The organism is Lentisphaerota bacterium, assembly GCA_016873675.1.
Lineage (GTDB): Bacteria > Verrucomicrobiota > Kiritimatiellia > RFP12 > JAAYNR01 > VGWG01.
This window is the reverse complement of record VGWG01000074.1, coordinates 1-14,652: the sequence shown is the minus strand read 5'-3', so window position 1 is coordinate 14,652 and position 14,652 is coordinate 1. Positions and strand designations below refer to the sequence as shown.

General features: G+C 62.4%; 15 protein-coding genes. 9 read left to right on the top strand and 6 right to left on the bottom strand.

Going from position 1 to position 14,652, the window contains the following annotated elements:
- The 3 genes from FJ222_09340 to FJ222_09330 all read right to left on the bottom strand — a co-directional run.
- A partial coding sequence (locus tag FJ222_09340; protein ID MBM4164625.1) for a deoxyribodipyrimidine photolyase occupies positions 1-725 on the bottom strand: 725 nt, incomplete at its 3' end.
- Entirely contained in the window at positions 718-1,665 is a 948-nt protein-coding gene (locus tag FJ222_09335) for a DUF1722 domain-containing protein (protein MBM4164624.1), read from the bottom strand. The genes FJ222_09335 and FJ222_09340, both read right to left, overlap by 8 nt.
- Before the next feature lie 8 nt (positions 1,666-1,673).
- Entirely contained in the window at positions 1,674-2,246 is a 573-nt protein-coding gene (locus FJ222_09330) for a glutathione peroxidase (protein ID MBM4164623.1), read from the bottom strand.
- Between the two features lie 260 nt (positions 2,247-2,506).
- Between FJ222_09330 and FJ222_09325 the strand changes: the two genes are divergently transcribed.
- The 5 genes from FJ222_09325 to FJ222_09305 all read left to right on the top strand — a co-directional run bounded on the left by FJ222_09325 (position 2,507) and on the right by FJ222_09305 (position 7,082).
- Positions 2,507-2,896: a hypothetical protein gene (locus tag FJ222_09325; GenBank protein ID MBM4164622.1), complete on the top strand. Its 390-nt coding sequence runs from the start codon at positions 2,507-2,509 to the stop codon at positions 2,894-2,896.
- Between the two features lie 152 nt (positions 2,897-3,048).
- Positions 3,049-4,509 (top strand): zinc-regulated TonB-dependent outer membrane receptor, encoded by a 1,461-nt coding sequence (locus tag FJ222_09320; protein ID MBM4164621.1) that lies wholly within the window; start codon positions 3,049-3,051, stop codon positions 4,507-4,509.
- The gene (locus FJ222_09315; protein ID MBM4164620.1) at positions 4,412-5,530 is read left to right on the top strand and encodes a zinc ABC transporter substrate-binding protein; all 1,119 of its coding nucleotides are present in this window, start codon (positions 4,412-4,414) and stop codon (positions 5,528-5,530) included. Before FJ222_09320 ends, FJ222_09315 begins: the two co-directional genes overlap by 98 nt.
- A complete protein-coding gene (locus FJ222_09310) occupies positions 5,527-6,198 on the top strand; it encodes an ATP-binding cassette domain-containing protein (protein MBM4164619.1) in 672 nt (223 codons plus the stop codon). The genes FJ222_09315 and FJ222_09310 overlap by 4 nt, the downstream gene beginning before the upstream one ends.
- Positions 6,195-7,082 carry a metal ABC transporter permease gene (locus tag FJ222_09305; GenBank protein ID MBM4164618.1) on the top strand — a complete coding sequence of 296 codons (888 nt, stop codon included), beginning with the start codon at positions 6,195-6,197 and terminating at the stop codon, positions 7,080-7,082. The genes FJ222_09310 and FJ222_09305 overlap by 4 nt, the downstream gene beginning before the upstream one ends.
- Here the strand turns inward: FJ222_09305 and FJ222_09300 are convergent.
- Both FJ222_09300 and FJ222_09295 read right to left on the bottom strand, forming a co-directional pair.
- Complete coding sequence (locus tag FJ222_09300) at positions 7,068-7,307, bottom strand: hypothetical protein (GenBank protein MBM4164617.1); 240 nt, start codon at positions 7,305-7,307, stop codon at positions 7,068-7,070. The two genes, FJ222_09305 and FJ222_09300, sit on opposite strands and share 15 nt — an antisense overlap.
- A gap of 102 nt (positions 7,308-7,409) precedes the next feature.
- Entirely contained in the window at positions 7,410-7,778 is a 369-nt protein-coding gene (locus FJ222_09295; GenBank protein ID MBM4164616.1) for a hypothetical protein, read from the bottom strand.
- A 463-nt stretch (positions 7,779-8,241) separates the two neighbouring features.
- On the opposite strand from FJ222_09295, the gene FJ222_09290 reads away from it, so the two are divergent.
- The 4 genes from FJ222_09290 to FJ222_09275 all read left to right on the top strand — a co-directional run bounded on the left by FJ222_09290 (position 8,242) and on the right by FJ222_09275 (position 13,679).
- Positions 8,242-9,816 (top strand): HD domain-containing protein, encoded by a 1,575-nt coding sequence (locus tag FJ222_09290; GenBank protein MBM4164615.1) that lies wholly within the window; start codon positions 8,242-8,244, stop codon positions 9,814-9,816.
- Between the two features lie 14 nt (positions 9,817-9,830).
- Positions 9,831-11,951 carry a polyphosphate kinase 1 gene (gene ppk1, locus FJ222_09285; protein MBM4164614.1) on the top strand — a complete coding sequence of 707 codons (2,121 nt, stop codon included), beginning with the start codon at positions 9,831-9,833 and terminating at the stop codon, positions 11,949-11,951.
- A 31-nt stretch (positions 11,952-11,982) separates the two neighbouring features.
- On the top strand, positions 11,983-13,137 hold the full coding sequence (locus FJ222_09280; GenBank protein ID MBM4164613.1) for an ATP-dependent 6-phosphofructokinase: 1,155 nt from the start codon (positions 11,983-11,985) through the stop codon (positions 13,135-13,137).
- A 185-nt stretch (positions 13,138-13,322) separates the two neighbouring features.
- Complete coding sequence (locus FJ222_09275; GenBank protein MBM4164612.1) at positions 13,323-13,679, top strand: hypothetical protein; 357 nt, start codon at positions 13,323-13,325, stop codon at positions 13,677-13,679.
- A 186-nt stretch (positions 13,680-13,865) separates the two neighbouring features.
- On the opposite strand, the gene FJ222_09270 is transcribed toward FJ222_09275, so the two are convergent.
- A complete protein-coding gene (locus FJ222_09270; protein ID MBM4164611.1) occupies positions 13,866-14,648 on the bottom strand; it encodes a phosphate ABC transporter substrate-binding protein in 783 nt (260 codons plus the stop codon).
- Positions 14,649-14,652: the final 4 nt, after the last annotated feature.

The following is a 14,652-nucleotide window of genomic DNA, read 5'->3' as shown; positions in this document are numbered from 1 at the left end:
AGCGTATGGGCGAGGAAATGCCGCAAAACACACCGAGCGGCGATGGAACCGGGTGTGAGCCCCCGCGTTTCGCCGACCGACCGGTCGACCCGGAGGCTTCGTTGGACGGCGACCCAGTCCGCGGGGCCGGGGTCGTGCGACCCAACATACGGATGACGCCGCAGCGCCGGGATGGGCGTGAGAAAGTCCGGCAGCACCTTTCTCAGCTTCGGACGCAGCGTGTAGGCGCCGTACTCCTGCTTCGGCGAAGCGTGCCATGCGGGGACGATGTTATGGGCGTCCACCTCGACCGCCGGCACGCGGAGGGCGGCAGCCACTTCCGCGCGCCAACCGGTCTTGATGCGCAGAGGGTCAAAGTCCGTGACCACCAAACCAGCCCCGATGCGACGGGCGAACGCGGGCACCTCCCGACCGGGATCGCCCCGCAGCAGAACGAAGCCGATCGCCAGATCCCGCAGGGCCCGTTCGGTCTCCGCGAGCCCGCGCAGCATGAATCCGTACTGGCGCAGCGTGGCCCCGAGAAAGGCGGGCGCAAGACAGAAGGCCGTTACCAGAGGGACACCGCGCGTCAGCGCCTCCGCTTGCGCGTGAAGGATCGCCCAGTTGTCGGCGGCGCGCTGGTCGCGGCTCATCCAGTACAACACGGGGCCCGGCGCCGTGTCCACAAACCTGTTCAGGGGGCGGATACGTTCCGGGCGGACCGGTGTTGACGGGGTTTCAGGCATGGTTCCGGAGCTTCAGCTCGATTGGGTGCGGGTTCAGATAGTACTGGTCTTGGAGATAGGCGATGCCGTGCTTGACGACGTAGTGTCTCATCATGGTCACCGGAACGATCAGCGGCACGAGTTCCCGGTGGTAGTCCTCGATGATTCCGGCCAATTCCTTGCGATCCGCCTCGTCTACGCCATCGCGCAGGTAGCCCAGCATATGCTGGAGAATATTCGTGTGCTTGCGGACCGTGGCGAGCGTCTTGAGCGCCCGCATCAACTTGGCCTCGTACTGCGGGATGTACGCGCGCGCCGCCTTTGCCTTCAGCCCGGCCAGGTCACGCCCCATCTCCCGCATCAGCGTCTCGTGGTGCGAATGGATAAGCAGTTTGTTTTGGGCATGAAACGTCATCAGCGTGGCAAGCGTCGGGCTGGCTCGCAAGGCCTGGCGAAAGCGCCAGAGTGTGAAGACCCGCTCGATGAAGTTTTCGCGCAGGTCAGGATCGTTCAGACGACCCTCATCTTCGCAGGGCAGTGTTGGAAAATGCTCCATGAAAGCCTTTGCAAACAGGCCTGGCGCTTTACCGGAAAGACCGCCCTTGCCGTTGTAGACCTTGACATTCTCCATGCCGCTGCTGGGAGATCTGGATTTAAAGATGTAGCCTGTCAGGTCTTCCGTCTCCAGTTCAACGACGCGGCGCGCGACCCAGTCCTGCATGCGCGCGGTGAGGTCAAGGCCTGTGCGCGTCGTCACGAGGCGGGGATCGGCAGGGTCGCCGACCAGACGCATCGATTCGCGCGGAATACCCAGCCCGCACTCGACCTCGGGGCAGACTCCGACATAGTCCCAGTACCGGCCCAGCGTGTCGGTGATGAAGTGATCGTGCTTATGCTGTCCGTCGAAGCGGACCGGCTCACCGAGGAGGCACTTGCTGACACCGATTCGTATTTTGTCCATCGCGCACCTCAGTCCGACGCCTTGATCGCTTGCTCGACCGCCGCAATGAGTTCCTTGTCGTCGGGCTTCGTGCGGCTTCCGAAGCGCCCCACGACCGTGCCGTCCCGCCCGATCAGAAACTTGTTGAAGTTCCAGGAGATCGCGCCACCAAACTTCGGGTTGCTCTCTTTCGAGGTCAGAAACGCATAGAGCGGGTGGATGTCCTTGCCCTTGACCGAGATTTTCGCGAACATGGGAAAGGTCACGCCATAGGTCAACGTACAGAAGTTCTTGATCTCGGCATCTGTTCCGGGCTCTTGCCTCAGAAAATCGTTCGCCGGAAAGCCGAGCACGACCAAGCCACGATTCGTGTAGGTGGTATAGAGCTTCTGAAGCCCCTCGTACTGCCCGGTGAATCCACACTTGCTGGCCACATTGACAATCAACAGCACCTTGCCCTTGAAGGCCGACACGGTCACATCCTTCCCGTCGATATCCCGCATCGTGAAGTCGTAGATCTGGCTCATAGCGTTCTCCCCGCGTGCGCAAACACACGTTCCGATGCATCCTATTGCCAGTCCGATAGCCAGCACTTTTTTCATGGGCACCGCCCCTTCTCACTCGCTGACCTTCCGAGAATCGTTATTCGCGGGACAAAGGTAACACAACCGACGGCAGAATCACAGCAGCAATTCCAATTTTGGAGAACTGCTGCATTCTTGATTGACGCCGCTTACTTAGCTCTGCTATCGTCTTGAGCAATTAAAGCGTCTCTTCGGGCCGATTACCACGAGCGGATATCCGTTCAACCTGAATAGCGATTGCTTATTTATCATTCATGGAAACGCAAGATGAGCGTTTGGTGACGAAGGCGGCGCGCCGGGCGTTGAGCGCCTGTGCAGCGGTGGTGGTCGCGGCGATCACGCTGTTGCCGTGGTTTCATTTTGTCGCTGGCGGGGAGGCGGCGCATGCCTGCTACGAGTCACCGGCGGTCACCGATGCCTGCAGTTCCAGCGCGCCAACAGAGGGCGGAACGGCGCTAGCGGCCGAAAAGGCCTGCCGCGCTGAGCCCTGCTGGATCTGCCAAGTCCTTGCGCTGCTGTTCCATGAGCACACCGAGTTTGCCGGTGCAGCTGCTGCGATGCTGCCGCACGCGCCCGATCTACACGCGTGCCGCACGCCACCCGTGCCCGTGACCCGTTTCACCGTCTATCCAGCCTGCCGGTCACACGCACCCCCTGCTGAGGCCTGAGCCGCTTCGACCGTGACGGCTTGCGGCCACTCCGCACCGTCTTCCCACCGCATGCGCGTCCAGACATCCTCTGATTGTCCACATGCATGCGCCTCTCTTGACCTGACATGCCCCCTCCGCCGCACACGTGGCGGATGATCTGGATACCCACTATGAACTCCTGTTTTCGTCGATCCCGACCCCTTGTGGCCGGTGCCGCCCTTTTTCTGATCACCACACAACACCTTGAAGCGCAACCTGATGCTGATGCCCTTCGCCTGCAGAAGCTCGAAGAAGAGCTGAAGGCGATGCGTCAGCAGATCATTCAGTTGCAGGAACAGCACGCCCGTGAGATCGTCGAGTTGAAGGCGCTGATTCGGCCGTCGGGCGCGGCGGCAGCCGACGACGCGCAACCGATGTCGTCACCTGTTGACCGGCTGCCTTTATACGAATCGCTCAAGCGTTCTGTCATACCGACCGGAAGCGCTGCCGCAGGCAACACGGGCATAGACCTCGACCTGGCTGTCGTGCTCGATGGCGCCCTCTACCACACCTCGGGTGAAGGGGCACCCCACCTGCGTGGTAAAACCGCCGGGTTTGGCCATGGCCATAATGACGAAGACGGCCACCATCACGATCATGGTCCCCACAACGGCTTCAATCTGCGACACGTGGAACTCGGTTTTTCGGCCGAGGTAGACCCTTATTTCCGCGCCTGGACGACCGTGGCCGTGGATGAGGACGGCGCCGAACTCGAAGAGGCTGTCATCCAGACGACCTCACTGCCTTATGGGCTCACGCTCAGCGGCGGGAAGCTCAAGAGCGGCATCGGGCGGATCAACCGCCAGCACTCGCACAACTGGGATTTCTGGGATCAGCCGCTGGTCTACGAACTCCTCTTCGGCGCGCACGGTCTGGCCGAGCAAGGCGCGCAACTCACTTGGCTTGCACCAACCTCCTTCTATCTCCTCTTCGGTGCCGAGGCCTTCAACGGCGCGAATGAGAACCTGTTCAACGTGATCGGCGAAGACCCGCTGCCGCAGCACGACGCGCCGAGGCTGTGGACCGGCTTTGTCAAATATGGCCCGGATCTCGGCGACCGGAACGCGCTACAGTTTGGACTCTCGGCCCTATCCGGCAGGCATCAGGTATGGCACGAGGACGAGGACGAAGGCGCCGATGGCCGGACGTTCGTCTACGGATGTGATTTTGTCTACAAATACGACGCCAAACGGACGCACGGCGCTGGCGATTTCACCGTTCAGGGCGAGTACTTCTTTCGCAATCAGGATCTGACCGGGGTGGACAGCATCGCCGGCGAGCCGTGGACACATGAGCAGGACGGCTACTATCTCCAGACCCTGTATGGGTTCCGCCCGCGCTGGCGCGCCGGCCTCCGCTGGGATCAGGTGGGGCTGACCAACACCAGCACCACCCCGGAGCACGGGCGCGAGCGTTTTGACGACAGCCGCCGCCTCGCGGCCATGCTCGTCTGGAAGCTCTCGGAGTTCTCCCTGCTCCGCCTGCAAGGAGGCCATGGCTGGTATGCCCTTGAGGAAGGCCGGGAGCGCGCATGGGAAATCGCCCTGCAGTGGCAGGTCACGTTCGGCAAACACGCCGCTCACGATTTCTAACCGGGAGATTCCCATGAACACGCTCTGTTTGACCCTGTTTGCAGCGCTGGGCGCGCTGGGCGCACAAGCTGCTGAGATCCGCATCGTAGCGACAACCACGGATCTGGCGGACATCGCCCGCGCCGTTGCGGGCACGTTGGCCGAGGTGTCGTGCATCACGACCGGGCGCGAAGATCCGCACACGCTGACCGCCCGTCCCAGCTTCATCGTGCGGGCGCGGGACGCGGATGTCTGGATCCGCGTGGGGATGGAACTTGAGATCGGCTGGGAGCCGGTGATCCTCCGTGACGCCCGCAACCCCCGGATCGCCGAGGGCGCGCCCGGACACATCGATGCGGCGGCGCACGTCATCCGGCTGGAGGTCCCGACCACGCGCGTAACGCGCGACATGGGCGATGTCCACCCATCGGGCAACCCCCACTACTGGCTCGATCCGCTCAACGGACGGCTTGTCGCGGCAACCATCGCCGAACGGCTGAGCACCCTCTACCCCGCGCACCAGACCGCCTTCGCGAAAAACCTGAAGACCTTCTCAGACGCGCTGGACACGCGGATGTTCGGGGCGGCGTGGGTCGGCGAGATCGGCGGCGAAGCCCTCTGGAAAGCCGTGGCGGAGAACCGGCTGGAGCCGCTTCTGGCGGCGCGGGGTCTAGAGGCTCAGGCGGGGGGCTGGTATGCCGCGTTGCGTCCGCACCGCGGCAAAACGGTGGTGACCTATCACCGCAGTTGGCCGTATCTGGCGGCCCGCTTCGGCCTGCTGAGCGACCTCCAACTGGAGCCAAAACCCGGGATACCTCCGACGGCTAAGCATCTGGCAACCGTCGTCGAGGCCGCCCGGGCACGCCAGGCCCGGGTCATTCTGCAGGAGCCGTTCTTCACGCGCAAGGCCGCCGAGTTCGTTGCGGCGCGGACAGAAGCGGTGGTCGTATCACTGCCGATGATGACCGGCGGTTCTCCGGAGGCCTCCACCTACCTCGACATGCTCGACACCGTGATCACCAACCTGAGCCGGAGCCTATGAGCGAGCGCCCGGTGATCCAATGCCGCGGGGTAACGGTGGCCTACGGCCTGGACATCGTGCTCGACTGCATCGATTTGACGGTGCCCCGCGGCACCCTCCTTCCGTTCGTGGGGCCCAACGGCTCAGGCAAGACCACGTTGCTCAAGGCCTGCCTCGGGCTCATCCCGCACCAAGGAGGCCGGTTGGTGTGCGATTTTGGCGCGCGCCCCCCGGCCTACGTGCCGCAGCAGAAACAGCTCGACCCGATCTATCCGCTGTCGGTGACTGACCTCGTGCGCATGGGGCTCTACCCGGAACTGGGGCCGTGGGGCCGGCCCGACCTCAACCAGCGCGCGCGCGTGGCGCAGGCGCTGGAGCGGTTCGGGCTGGTCCCGCACCGGCACAAGCACTTTGGCGAGCTCTCGGGCGGCCTCCGGCAGAAAACGTTGCTGGCGCGCGCCGTGGTGTCGCTGGCCGACGTGCTGGTGCTTGACGAGCCCACCGCAGGGCTTGACGAAGCTTCGGAGACCGAGATGCTGGCCCTGATCCGGACGCTGCACGAGGGTGAGGGAAAGACGGTGCTCTGGGTCCACCACCGCCTCGAACACTGCACGGCTCTGGCGCACACGCACTGCCGCGTCGAGAACCGCCGCGTACGGCTGCAGACCGTCAGGGAGGAGAACCCATGAGCATGGTTCAAGACGCGGGCGCGCTCGTGCGGATCTTCCCCGAGGCACTCGTGTGCGGCACGGTGATGGCCGCTGTGTGCGGCGCGTTCGGCGTGTTCGTCGTGCTCAGGCGGATCGTCTTCATCAGCATCGCCCTCTCCGAGGCGGCCACGTGCGGGCTGGCGCTGGCGCTGCTCTGCAGGCTCCCGCCGCTGGCCTGTTCGGCGCTGGTGACAGCGGTTGCGGTGCTGCTGCTGACGATTCCCGACCGGCGCCAGCGCCTGCCCAAAGATGTGACGCTCGGCGCGGTCTTTCTGCTCGCCTCCAGCGCCAGCGTCCTGCTGGTGGCGCAGAGCGGGGTCGGGCTGGAGGAGATCAAGGCGATGCTCTACGGAGACGTGATCATCTGCGGCCCGCGAGACCGCTGGACGCTGCTGCTGACCGGGCTCCCCGCGCTTGCGGCGCTGCTCCTGTTCCTGCGGCCGATGGTGTATGCGTTTCTGGATCGCGAGGCGGCGACGGTCATGGGAATACGATGCTGGCTCTGGGAGGGGGTGTTCTTCTTCCTGCTAGGGCTGGTGGTCTCGGGAGCGTCCAAGAGCGGCGGCGCACTGCTCACCTTCTGCCATCTGCTCCTGCCTGCCGCGACGGCGCTGCTGCTGACGCGGCGGCTCTGGGCCGCACTCGCAGCCGCCATGGCGCTGGCGATCGCAACGACGTGGGCGGGGCTCCTAACCGCTTACCGCGCCGATCTGCCTGCCAATCCGACCATCATCGGCACGGCCTGCATCCTCTTCACCGCTGTCGTGCTGGCGCGAGCGGTGCTGAGCCTGTTGCTGCGGGGATCTCGATCCGTTGAGATCGAGACGAATCGCGCGCCGTCTAACCTGTCACCGGTCGACTAAGTTACGCATGGTGCGCTCCCGCTCGGCGCCGCAGACCGCGCAGCGCTCCTTGTGCAGCACATAATGCTCGTAGCGCATTTTCCCCCGGCTGGTGATACACTGCAGCTCTGAGCGCAATTCAACCACCTGCGACACCTTCCAGTCGTGCATCAGGTGATTGCAGCGACGGCATCGGCACGTGGCGGTGTTGCTCTGGCATTTTCTCAACCGGCATTTCGATGACATGGCGTGCTCCGAATAGACTACTTCCAACGCGCATGGAGACCGAGCGAAGGGGGTCAGTCATGAAAGCGTCGGAAGCCGGGATTATACAGCGGTGTTTTTTGTTCACCCGGGCCGCGCATTCATGGCTCGCGTGATGACGGTCTGGTGCGCATTATCCAACACGCACAAGCCGGACTCATAGACCCGGGCCCTCACGTCCCAATCGGTTGATGCAGGCAGCTCGTTAATGACTTCAATCTGGGACCACGGTATAGAACGGACGGCCTTGTCCCCTTCCACGATTCCACCGACATTGCAGTTTGGCACAAGAAACGCCGTCTTGGTCCCCACGCCACGCCCAAAATGATAGACCTTGCAGAGCACAGTCAGATAATGCGGGGTCTCATGAATCAAGTCGCCGACGGCCACGTGATTGTGCGCGGAAGGGTAATACTTGACCCACCTGATCCGTACGATTTTTCCAGACAACATGCTTTTTCTCCTATTGTTCGTCACGTGATCATCATGCCAAGTTTTTGTGATAGATCCGTGTCGCTCCGGTTAGTAATTTGTTCGAGCGGCTTTTCTCGGTTTTTGCAAATCACAACCAGCCCGATGCGCATGCAGAATCTCCTTCGCCGGTTCGTCAACTGCTCCATCCGTCTTGTTCACGCGAGCGGAGCCAACGGAGAATACATGCATTTCTCATTCTCTTCACATGATTGGCATCGCTATGACAAGATCTTTCTGATCAAGCACCGGTGCGCATGCTGCGGCCTGGATCGAATGGAAAACGTCTCCGAGATTGTCGAACACTACGCGCTTTGCTGGGATGCGCCTTTTTGCTGATTCAGCGAAATTCAAGATGGAAATCCAACACGGTTCATTGTTATACTCTCGGCGCAGGTGGTTGCGCTCACACAAATCAAACAAAAGCCCGCTACGGTAAGGGGCCATGAAAACGAAGAACAAGGTCCGGACGGTGTCAAAACCCGTCGCGGTGGTTGATATCGGGGCGACCTTTCTCCGGCTGACCATTGCCGAAAAACGCGCCGGGCAGGGCATCTGCGTGTTGGAACGGGCTGAACAGTCCGTTGCCCTCGGACGCAACTTGGTGAAGTCCCGCCGGATCGACAATGCGACGATCGAACAATGCGTGCTGATTCTACGCAGCTTCAGCAAGCTGCTGTCGGAATTCGCCATCCCGCCGGAGTCAGTCAAGGCTGTGGCCTCAGCCGCCGTCCGACTGGCGGAAAACAGCGACGCGTTTCTTGACCGGCTCTCCATCGCCTCGCGTATCCCGTTCCGCATGCTCGACCCGGGGCAGGTCGGCTATTATTACCATCTGGCGTTCCGAGCCATTCCCGATAGGAAGGCCGTGTGGGAGAAGGGTGGCGTGGCGGTGATGGAGATCGGCGGCCTCACCTCCGGGCTGCTCTACCGCAGGGATGGCGACATTCTGTTCTCTCAAACCTACAACGTGGGGTCTCTGCGTATCCGCCAGCAGATGGAGACATCCGGGTTAGCCCCTCTGCAACTGGACGACATGGTCGAAGGCTGGACACGTGAGATGGCCCTCCATTTGCGACAGAATATCGCCAAGGACGAGCCTGTCCGGCTCTTGCTGATGGGCCGGGAGCTTCGTTTCGCCGCCGCTCAACTCCGGTCGAAGCCGGCGACGGGGCCTGCCGCAGCCTCTGCGGTGACCACACTTTCCGTGGCAGAACTTGGACGGCTGGCGCTCCACGTGAAGAACAGCTCGGTGGAGGAATTGACCCGCTCCTGGCAGATTTCTTATCCCGACGCCGAGATTCTCGGCCCGACGCTCTGCATGGCCCTGTCGATGGCTCAGACGCTCTCGCTCAAAGAGGTCTTTGTGAGCCACCTTTCGTTTAGCGACGGCCTGCTGGTCGAAGCGGTGGACGATCCCGCATGGACCACGACGCTGATGCGGCATGTCGTGCGGATCGCTCGCGAGACCGGTGAGAAGTACTTGTACGATGCCCGCCACGCCGCCCAGGTCACGGACATCGCGCTCGCGTTGTTCGACCTGCTGAGGTCCGAACACGACTGCACCGAACGGCACCGCCTGCTGCTGGAGGTGGCGGCGATCCTGCATGACATCGGCGTTTTTGTCAATGCCCGCGGCCACCATAAGCACTCGCTCTATCTCATCCGCAACACCGAATTCATCGGGCTTTCCCTAGCGGAGACCAACCTGATCGCCGTGGTCGCGCGGTATCACCGCAAGACGATGCCGCAGTTGAGCCATATCGAATATGCGGGGCTGCCGCATGAGAGCCGGCTGATCGTCAGCAAACTCGCCGCGATTCTGCGCGTGGCCGACGCGCTCGACCGCGTCCACGACCAGAGCCTGGGGCGCCTGCGTTTTGAGATCGAGTCCGACGCCTTGATTTGCATTCCGGACCGGCGGGTTGCCTCCAGCGCCGAACAGGTGGCGCTCGGCGAGAAGGGCGACCTGTTCGAACTGATTTACGGACGACGCTGCTATGTGCGCTCCCCGCGCTGAAACGGGACGTGGTTATGAAAAAATCGATTCTATCGCCCCGATTTTTTAACCGCGAAACCAGTTGGTTGGCCTTCAACCAGCGCGTGTTGGATGCCGGGTGCGACACGCATCTGCCGCTGCTGGAGCGGCTCAAGTTTCTGGCCATCACTGCATCGAACCTCGATGAGTTTTTCATGGTCCGCGTGGGCGGCCTGAAGTTGCTGGTGGCCGGACAGATCCGGCGACGTGACTTAACCGGCCTGACCCCGCGCCAGCAATTGGAGCAGGTGACGCGGCGGGTCAGGCAGATGGTTGCCGAACAATATACGCTTTACCGGACACTGGTTTTTGAGTTGGCTGTTAAGGGCTTCCATCTTCCGGAAAGCCTCGCCGGCCTGTCCGCCGAACAACAGGCGTGGGTGGCTCGTGATTTCGACGAACACATTTTTCCGCTGCTCTCCCCGGTGGCGCTGGCGGGCGAACGCCCCTATCGACCGGCAGGGCTGCTGCTGCATTGCGCGGTGCGCCTCGCGCCGACGCAAGAGGGGGGGGCACACCGCTTTGCGCTGGTCCCGCTGGGGCCGCTCGTGCCGCGGTTCCTGCGCGCCCCCCACCCGACCGGCGCGGTCTTCGTGCCGGTCGAGCAGCTCGTCGCCCAGCAGATTGGGCGGTTCTTCGGGGGCGAACAGGTTCTCGAGTGCGTGCCCTTCCGCATGACGCGCAATGCCGATATCGAACTGCGCGAGGACCTCTCCCCCGACCTCCTGGCGGGTATGCAGGAACTGCTTGAGGACCGGCGTGAAACCGCCTGTATTCGTCTGGAAATACACCGGTCGGCCTCCCGCCTGCTTGTGAACGCCCTAGCCTCCCACTTGCAGGTGGACCTGTCCGACCTCTATCCGGTCGACGGGCCGATCGAACTGCGCGCGCTGCTGCCGCTGGCGCAAGCCGAGGGATTCGATGCGTTGCGCGACGCGCCTTGGCTGCCCGTGCCGTCGCCGGCGGTGAACATCAAAGAACCGTTGTTCCCGCAGATCGCTGAGCGCGATATCCTGTTGCTTCATCCGTACGAGGCGTTCGATCCGGTCATCCGTTTTTTGGAAGAGGCGGCCGATGATCCATCAGTGCTGGCGATCAAACAGGTGCTTTACCGGACGGCACGGGACAGCGCGATCATCGAGGCGCTGGTCCGCGCCGCCTTGGCCGGCAAACACGTTACGGTGTTGATCGAATTGAGGGCCCGTTTCGACGAGGCGCGCAACATTGGCCAGGCCCGTCGGCTTGAGCAGGCCGGCGCTCAGGTAGTCTATGGCGTGCGCGGGCTCAAGACCCATGCGAAAATCTGCCTGGTCGTGCGCCGCGAGCGGCAGGGCATCGTGCGCTACGTGCATTTTGGAACCGGCAACTACAACGAGCGGACGGCCCTGCTCTACAGCGACGTGGGACTGTTCACCTGCGCCCCGGACTTCGGCGCCGATGCGTCCGACTTTTTTAACGCGGTCACCGGCGCGTCCGAGCCGCAAGCGCTGAGGCGGCTGGCCATGGCGCCCTTCACGCTCCGGACAGCGCTCCTGCGGCTGATCACCGATGAGACGGCCCGCGCCGCGAACCGCGAAAAGGCGCAGATCATACTCAAGATGAACGCGCTGACCGACGAGACGCTGATCGAGGCGCTGTACGCGGCCTCGCGGGCGGGCGTCAGGGTCCGGCTGAATATCCGCGGCACCTGCTGCCTGCGGCCGGGCGTCAACGGTCTCAGCGAGCACATTGAGGTCGTCAGCATCATTGACCGTTTTCTCGAGCACGCCCGCCTCTTCAGCTTTTACAACGGAGGCCACGAACGCCTGTTCATCTCCAGCGCTGACGGCATGCAGCGGAATCTCGACAAGCGGGTGGAACTGATGGTCCCGATCCTGTGCCCGGTGGCGCGGAGCCGCTTGCAGAAAATCCTGAAAACCTACTTTAAGGACACGGTCCAGGCGCACAGGCTTTTGCCTGACGGAACGTATCGGCGTTGCCGCCCCTCCGGAAAGACCCCGCCCTGCCGCAGCCAGCGCGTGCTTTTCGATGAGGCCCAGACCGCAAGCACCCGTTTAACGCAGACGAAACCAACCCGGCTTGAACCCTATCGGCGGAATCAGCCGCTCCGGGGTTAGCGCATCAAAGGACGAGCGCATGAAAAGAAAAATGAATCCCCACCGCTGCATCGGGATCCTCACCGCCGGCGGAGATTGTCCCGGACTGAACGCGGCGATCCGCGCGGTGGCGAAATCGGCGCTGCACCATGACATCCAGGTGGTCGGTTTTCTGGATGGCTTCCGGGGGCTGGTCGAAAACCGGTTCATGACGCTCGATGACCGCATGGTCAGCGGCATCCTGACCGTCGGCGGCACGATCCTGGGCTCCAGCCGCGACAAGCCGCACAAGATGGATATGGGGGGCACGGTGATGGACATGACCGACGTGGCGATCACCAACGCCCGCCGCATGCATCTCGACTGCCTAGTCTGCCTGGGAGGCAACGGGACTCAGAACAATGCGTTCCGACTCGCGAAAAAAGGCGGCGTCAATATCATCACGCTGCCCAAGACGATCGACAACGACGTCGCGATGACCGACACCTGCTTCGGTTTCGACACGGCGAAAAGCATCGCCACCGAGGCCATCGACCGGCTTCACACCACTGCCACCAGTCACCACCGCATCATCGCGCTTGAGTTGATGGGGCACACGGCGGGCTGGCTGGCCCTTGGCGCGGGCATCGCGGGCGGCGCGGATGTGATCCTGATTCCGGAGATCCCCTACGACCTCCGCGTGATCGCCGACTTTCTGAACATCCGGCGTCAGAGCGGCAAGCGTTTCTCCATTATCGCCGTGGCCGAAGGCGCAACGGCCATCGGTTCCGCTCCGGGCAAAGGCAACGGCGTTCCCGGCGGAAAGAAGAACGGCAAGAACAAACCGGAGAAAACAGGCGATGACGGCGGTGCCGACCCCGCTGCTCGGCAGGAACCGCTGATGATCCGCGAACCGATGGTCAACCGAATCGTCCGCGAGCTGCAGGCGCTGACGGGCGTCGAGGCGCGCATGACCCAGCTCGGCCATGTCCAGCGCGGCGGCACGCCGACGTCGGCCGACCGGCTGCTCTGCACGCGTCTCGGCACAACGGCTGGCGAACTGATTGCAGCACGTCATTACAACGTCATGGTCGGTGTCAAGGGCGACACCTGCGTGCCGGTGCCGTTGGAACAGGTGGCGGGCATCATCCGCACAGTGCCCATCGACCATCCGTGGATCCGGGCCGCCCGTCTGGTCGGCACCTGCATGGGCGACCGTCCCAACTAACGAATATTTAACCTGCGTTTTATCATACGCTCATACGCCTCCTCTAACGTGGCGCTGTTTTCACGGAGCGCCCGGATGCCGGGACGCACCGGCACCCCGCTTCCTGCGCAGGAAGTGTTTTTTGGGGATACCGAACTCACGCCCGAAGCGGCAAGATGGGAGCCGTTGGCAGTATGAATGATCAAATGACCATCACATTCGAGGCCGTTGTGGTGAACGTCAAGCGGTTCACCACCAAAGCCGGTAAGGAATACTCCGTGTTCACGCTGGAACGGCAGGCTGTCTACAAGGACGTTGTCACGACCGAGCAGTACGAGGTCACGGCATTCGGGGCGAGAGCCAACGTGGCGATCATTGGCGATAGTATCCAGGCGACTGTGCGTGTCGGATCGAGAATAAACAAAGACCGTTTCTGGCCCTCGTTCACACTGATCGGCGCGATTCATAAAGGGAACGTTGCAGCAACGTCACCCGAATCGTATGCCGATCCGAAGCCTTTCTCCCGCCGTCCGCATCACGCACTGAGTGCCACGTGCAGCTAAGTGATGCTCTTCTTGCGACTACCGAATTCTCGGGATATTCGTAGATGCCCGAGGCGCTTGCAAAACCTCCTTCGTCGGTTCTGCAAGCGCAGGTTTCAGAAGCCAGTATTCAGAACTGGAACTCTCTCACGGGCCGCGTGTTCTCATATTCTGACTCCTGTATTCTGACTTCTCACTTCTCACTTCTCATTTCGGGACCGGAATGAACCCGATCTCCTCGATGATCTCACGCCCCTTGTCTGTGCGGCTCAACGCGATGAATTGAGCCGCCGGGCTTTCGACCGCAGGCTCGCCATTCGTAAACATATAGAGCGGCCGGGCAATCGGATAGGTCTTGTCGATCACGGTCTCGGCTGCGGGTGCCACGCCGTTAATCTCCAGCGCCTTGACGGTGCGGTCAATGAATCCGAGACCGGCATACCCGATCGCTCCCTTGGTCATCTGCACGCGCTGGCGGACGCCGCCATTGCTGCCGGTGTATTCCGCGCTCGCGCAAATCTTGGCCTCCGCGCCGAGCACCAGCTCCTTGAACGACTCAAAGGTGCCGCTGTTGGTATCGCGGCTGACCACGACGATGGCGAGATCAAACCCGCCGACATCCTTCCAGTTGGTGATCTTGCCCGTGTAGATGTCGCGCACCTGGTCAAGTGTCAGCCCCTTGACCTTGTTAGAGGGATGCACCATCACCGGCAAGGCGTCGTAGGCCACCACATGCTGAACCGGCTTCACGCCCTTCTCCGCCATCGCCGTGCGCTCACTCTCCTTCAGGTCGCGCGAGAGATTGGCGATATGGCACGTTCCGTTCAACAGCGCCTTGGCGCCGTTGCCGCTCCCCGACTCACTCACCGTGATGTTGAGCCCTGGCTTCTGGCGCATGGTGAACTCGGCAAAGGCCTTGGCGATCGGCCCGACCGTAGTCGATCCGTCCAGCGTCAGCGCATCCTGCGCCTGTGCAGACGCGCATCCCACTGTC

Coding starts and splice junctions, on each gene's coding strand:
- FJ222_09295 (MBM4164616.1), bottom strand. CDS start 7,778: ATGTTGTCTGGAAAAATCGTACGGATCAGGTGGGTCAAGTATTACCCT.
- FJ222_09280 (MBM4164613.1), top strand. CDS start 11,983: ATGAATCCCCACCGCTGCATCGGGATCCTCACCGCCGGCGGAGATTGT.
- FJ222_09275 (MBM4164612.1), top strand. CDS start 13,323: ATGACCATCACATTCGAGGCCGTTGTGGTGAACGTCAAGCGGTTCACC.
- FJ222_09310 (MBM4164619.1), top strand. CDS start 5,527: ATGAGCGAGCGCCCGGTGATCCAATGCCGCGGGGTAACGGTGGCCTAC.
- FJ222_09335 (MBM4164624.1), bottom strand. CDS start 1,665: ATGGACAAAATACGAATCGGTGTCAGCAAGTGCCTCCTCGGTGAGCCG.
- FJ222_09315 (MBM4164620.1), top strand. CDS start 4,412: ATGGCTGGTATGCCCTTGAGGAAGGCCGGGAGCGCGCATGGGAAATCG.
- FJ222_09290 (MBM4164615.1), top strand. CDS start 8,242: ATGAAAACGAAGAACAAGGTCCGGACGGTGTCAAAACCCGTCGCGGTG.
- FJ222_09305 (MBM4164618.1), top strand. CDS start 6,195: ATGAGCATGGTTCAAGACGCGGGCGCGCTCGTGCGGATCTTCCCCGAG.
- ppk1 (MBM4164614.1), top strand. CDS start 9,831: ATGAAAAAATCGATTCTATCGCCCCGATTTTTTAACCGCGAAACCAGT.
- FJ222_09300 (MBM4164617.1), bottom strand. CDS start 7,307: ATGTCATCGAAATGCCGGTTGAGAAAATGCCAGAGCAACACCGCCACG.
- FJ222_09320 (MBM4164621.1), top strand. CDS start 3,049: ATGAACTCCTGTTTTCGTCGATCCCGACCCCTTGTGGCCGGTGCCGCC.
- FJ222_09330 (MBM4164623.1), bottom strand. CDS start 2,246: ATGAAAAAAGTGCTGGCTATCGGACTGGCAATAGGATGCATCGGAACG.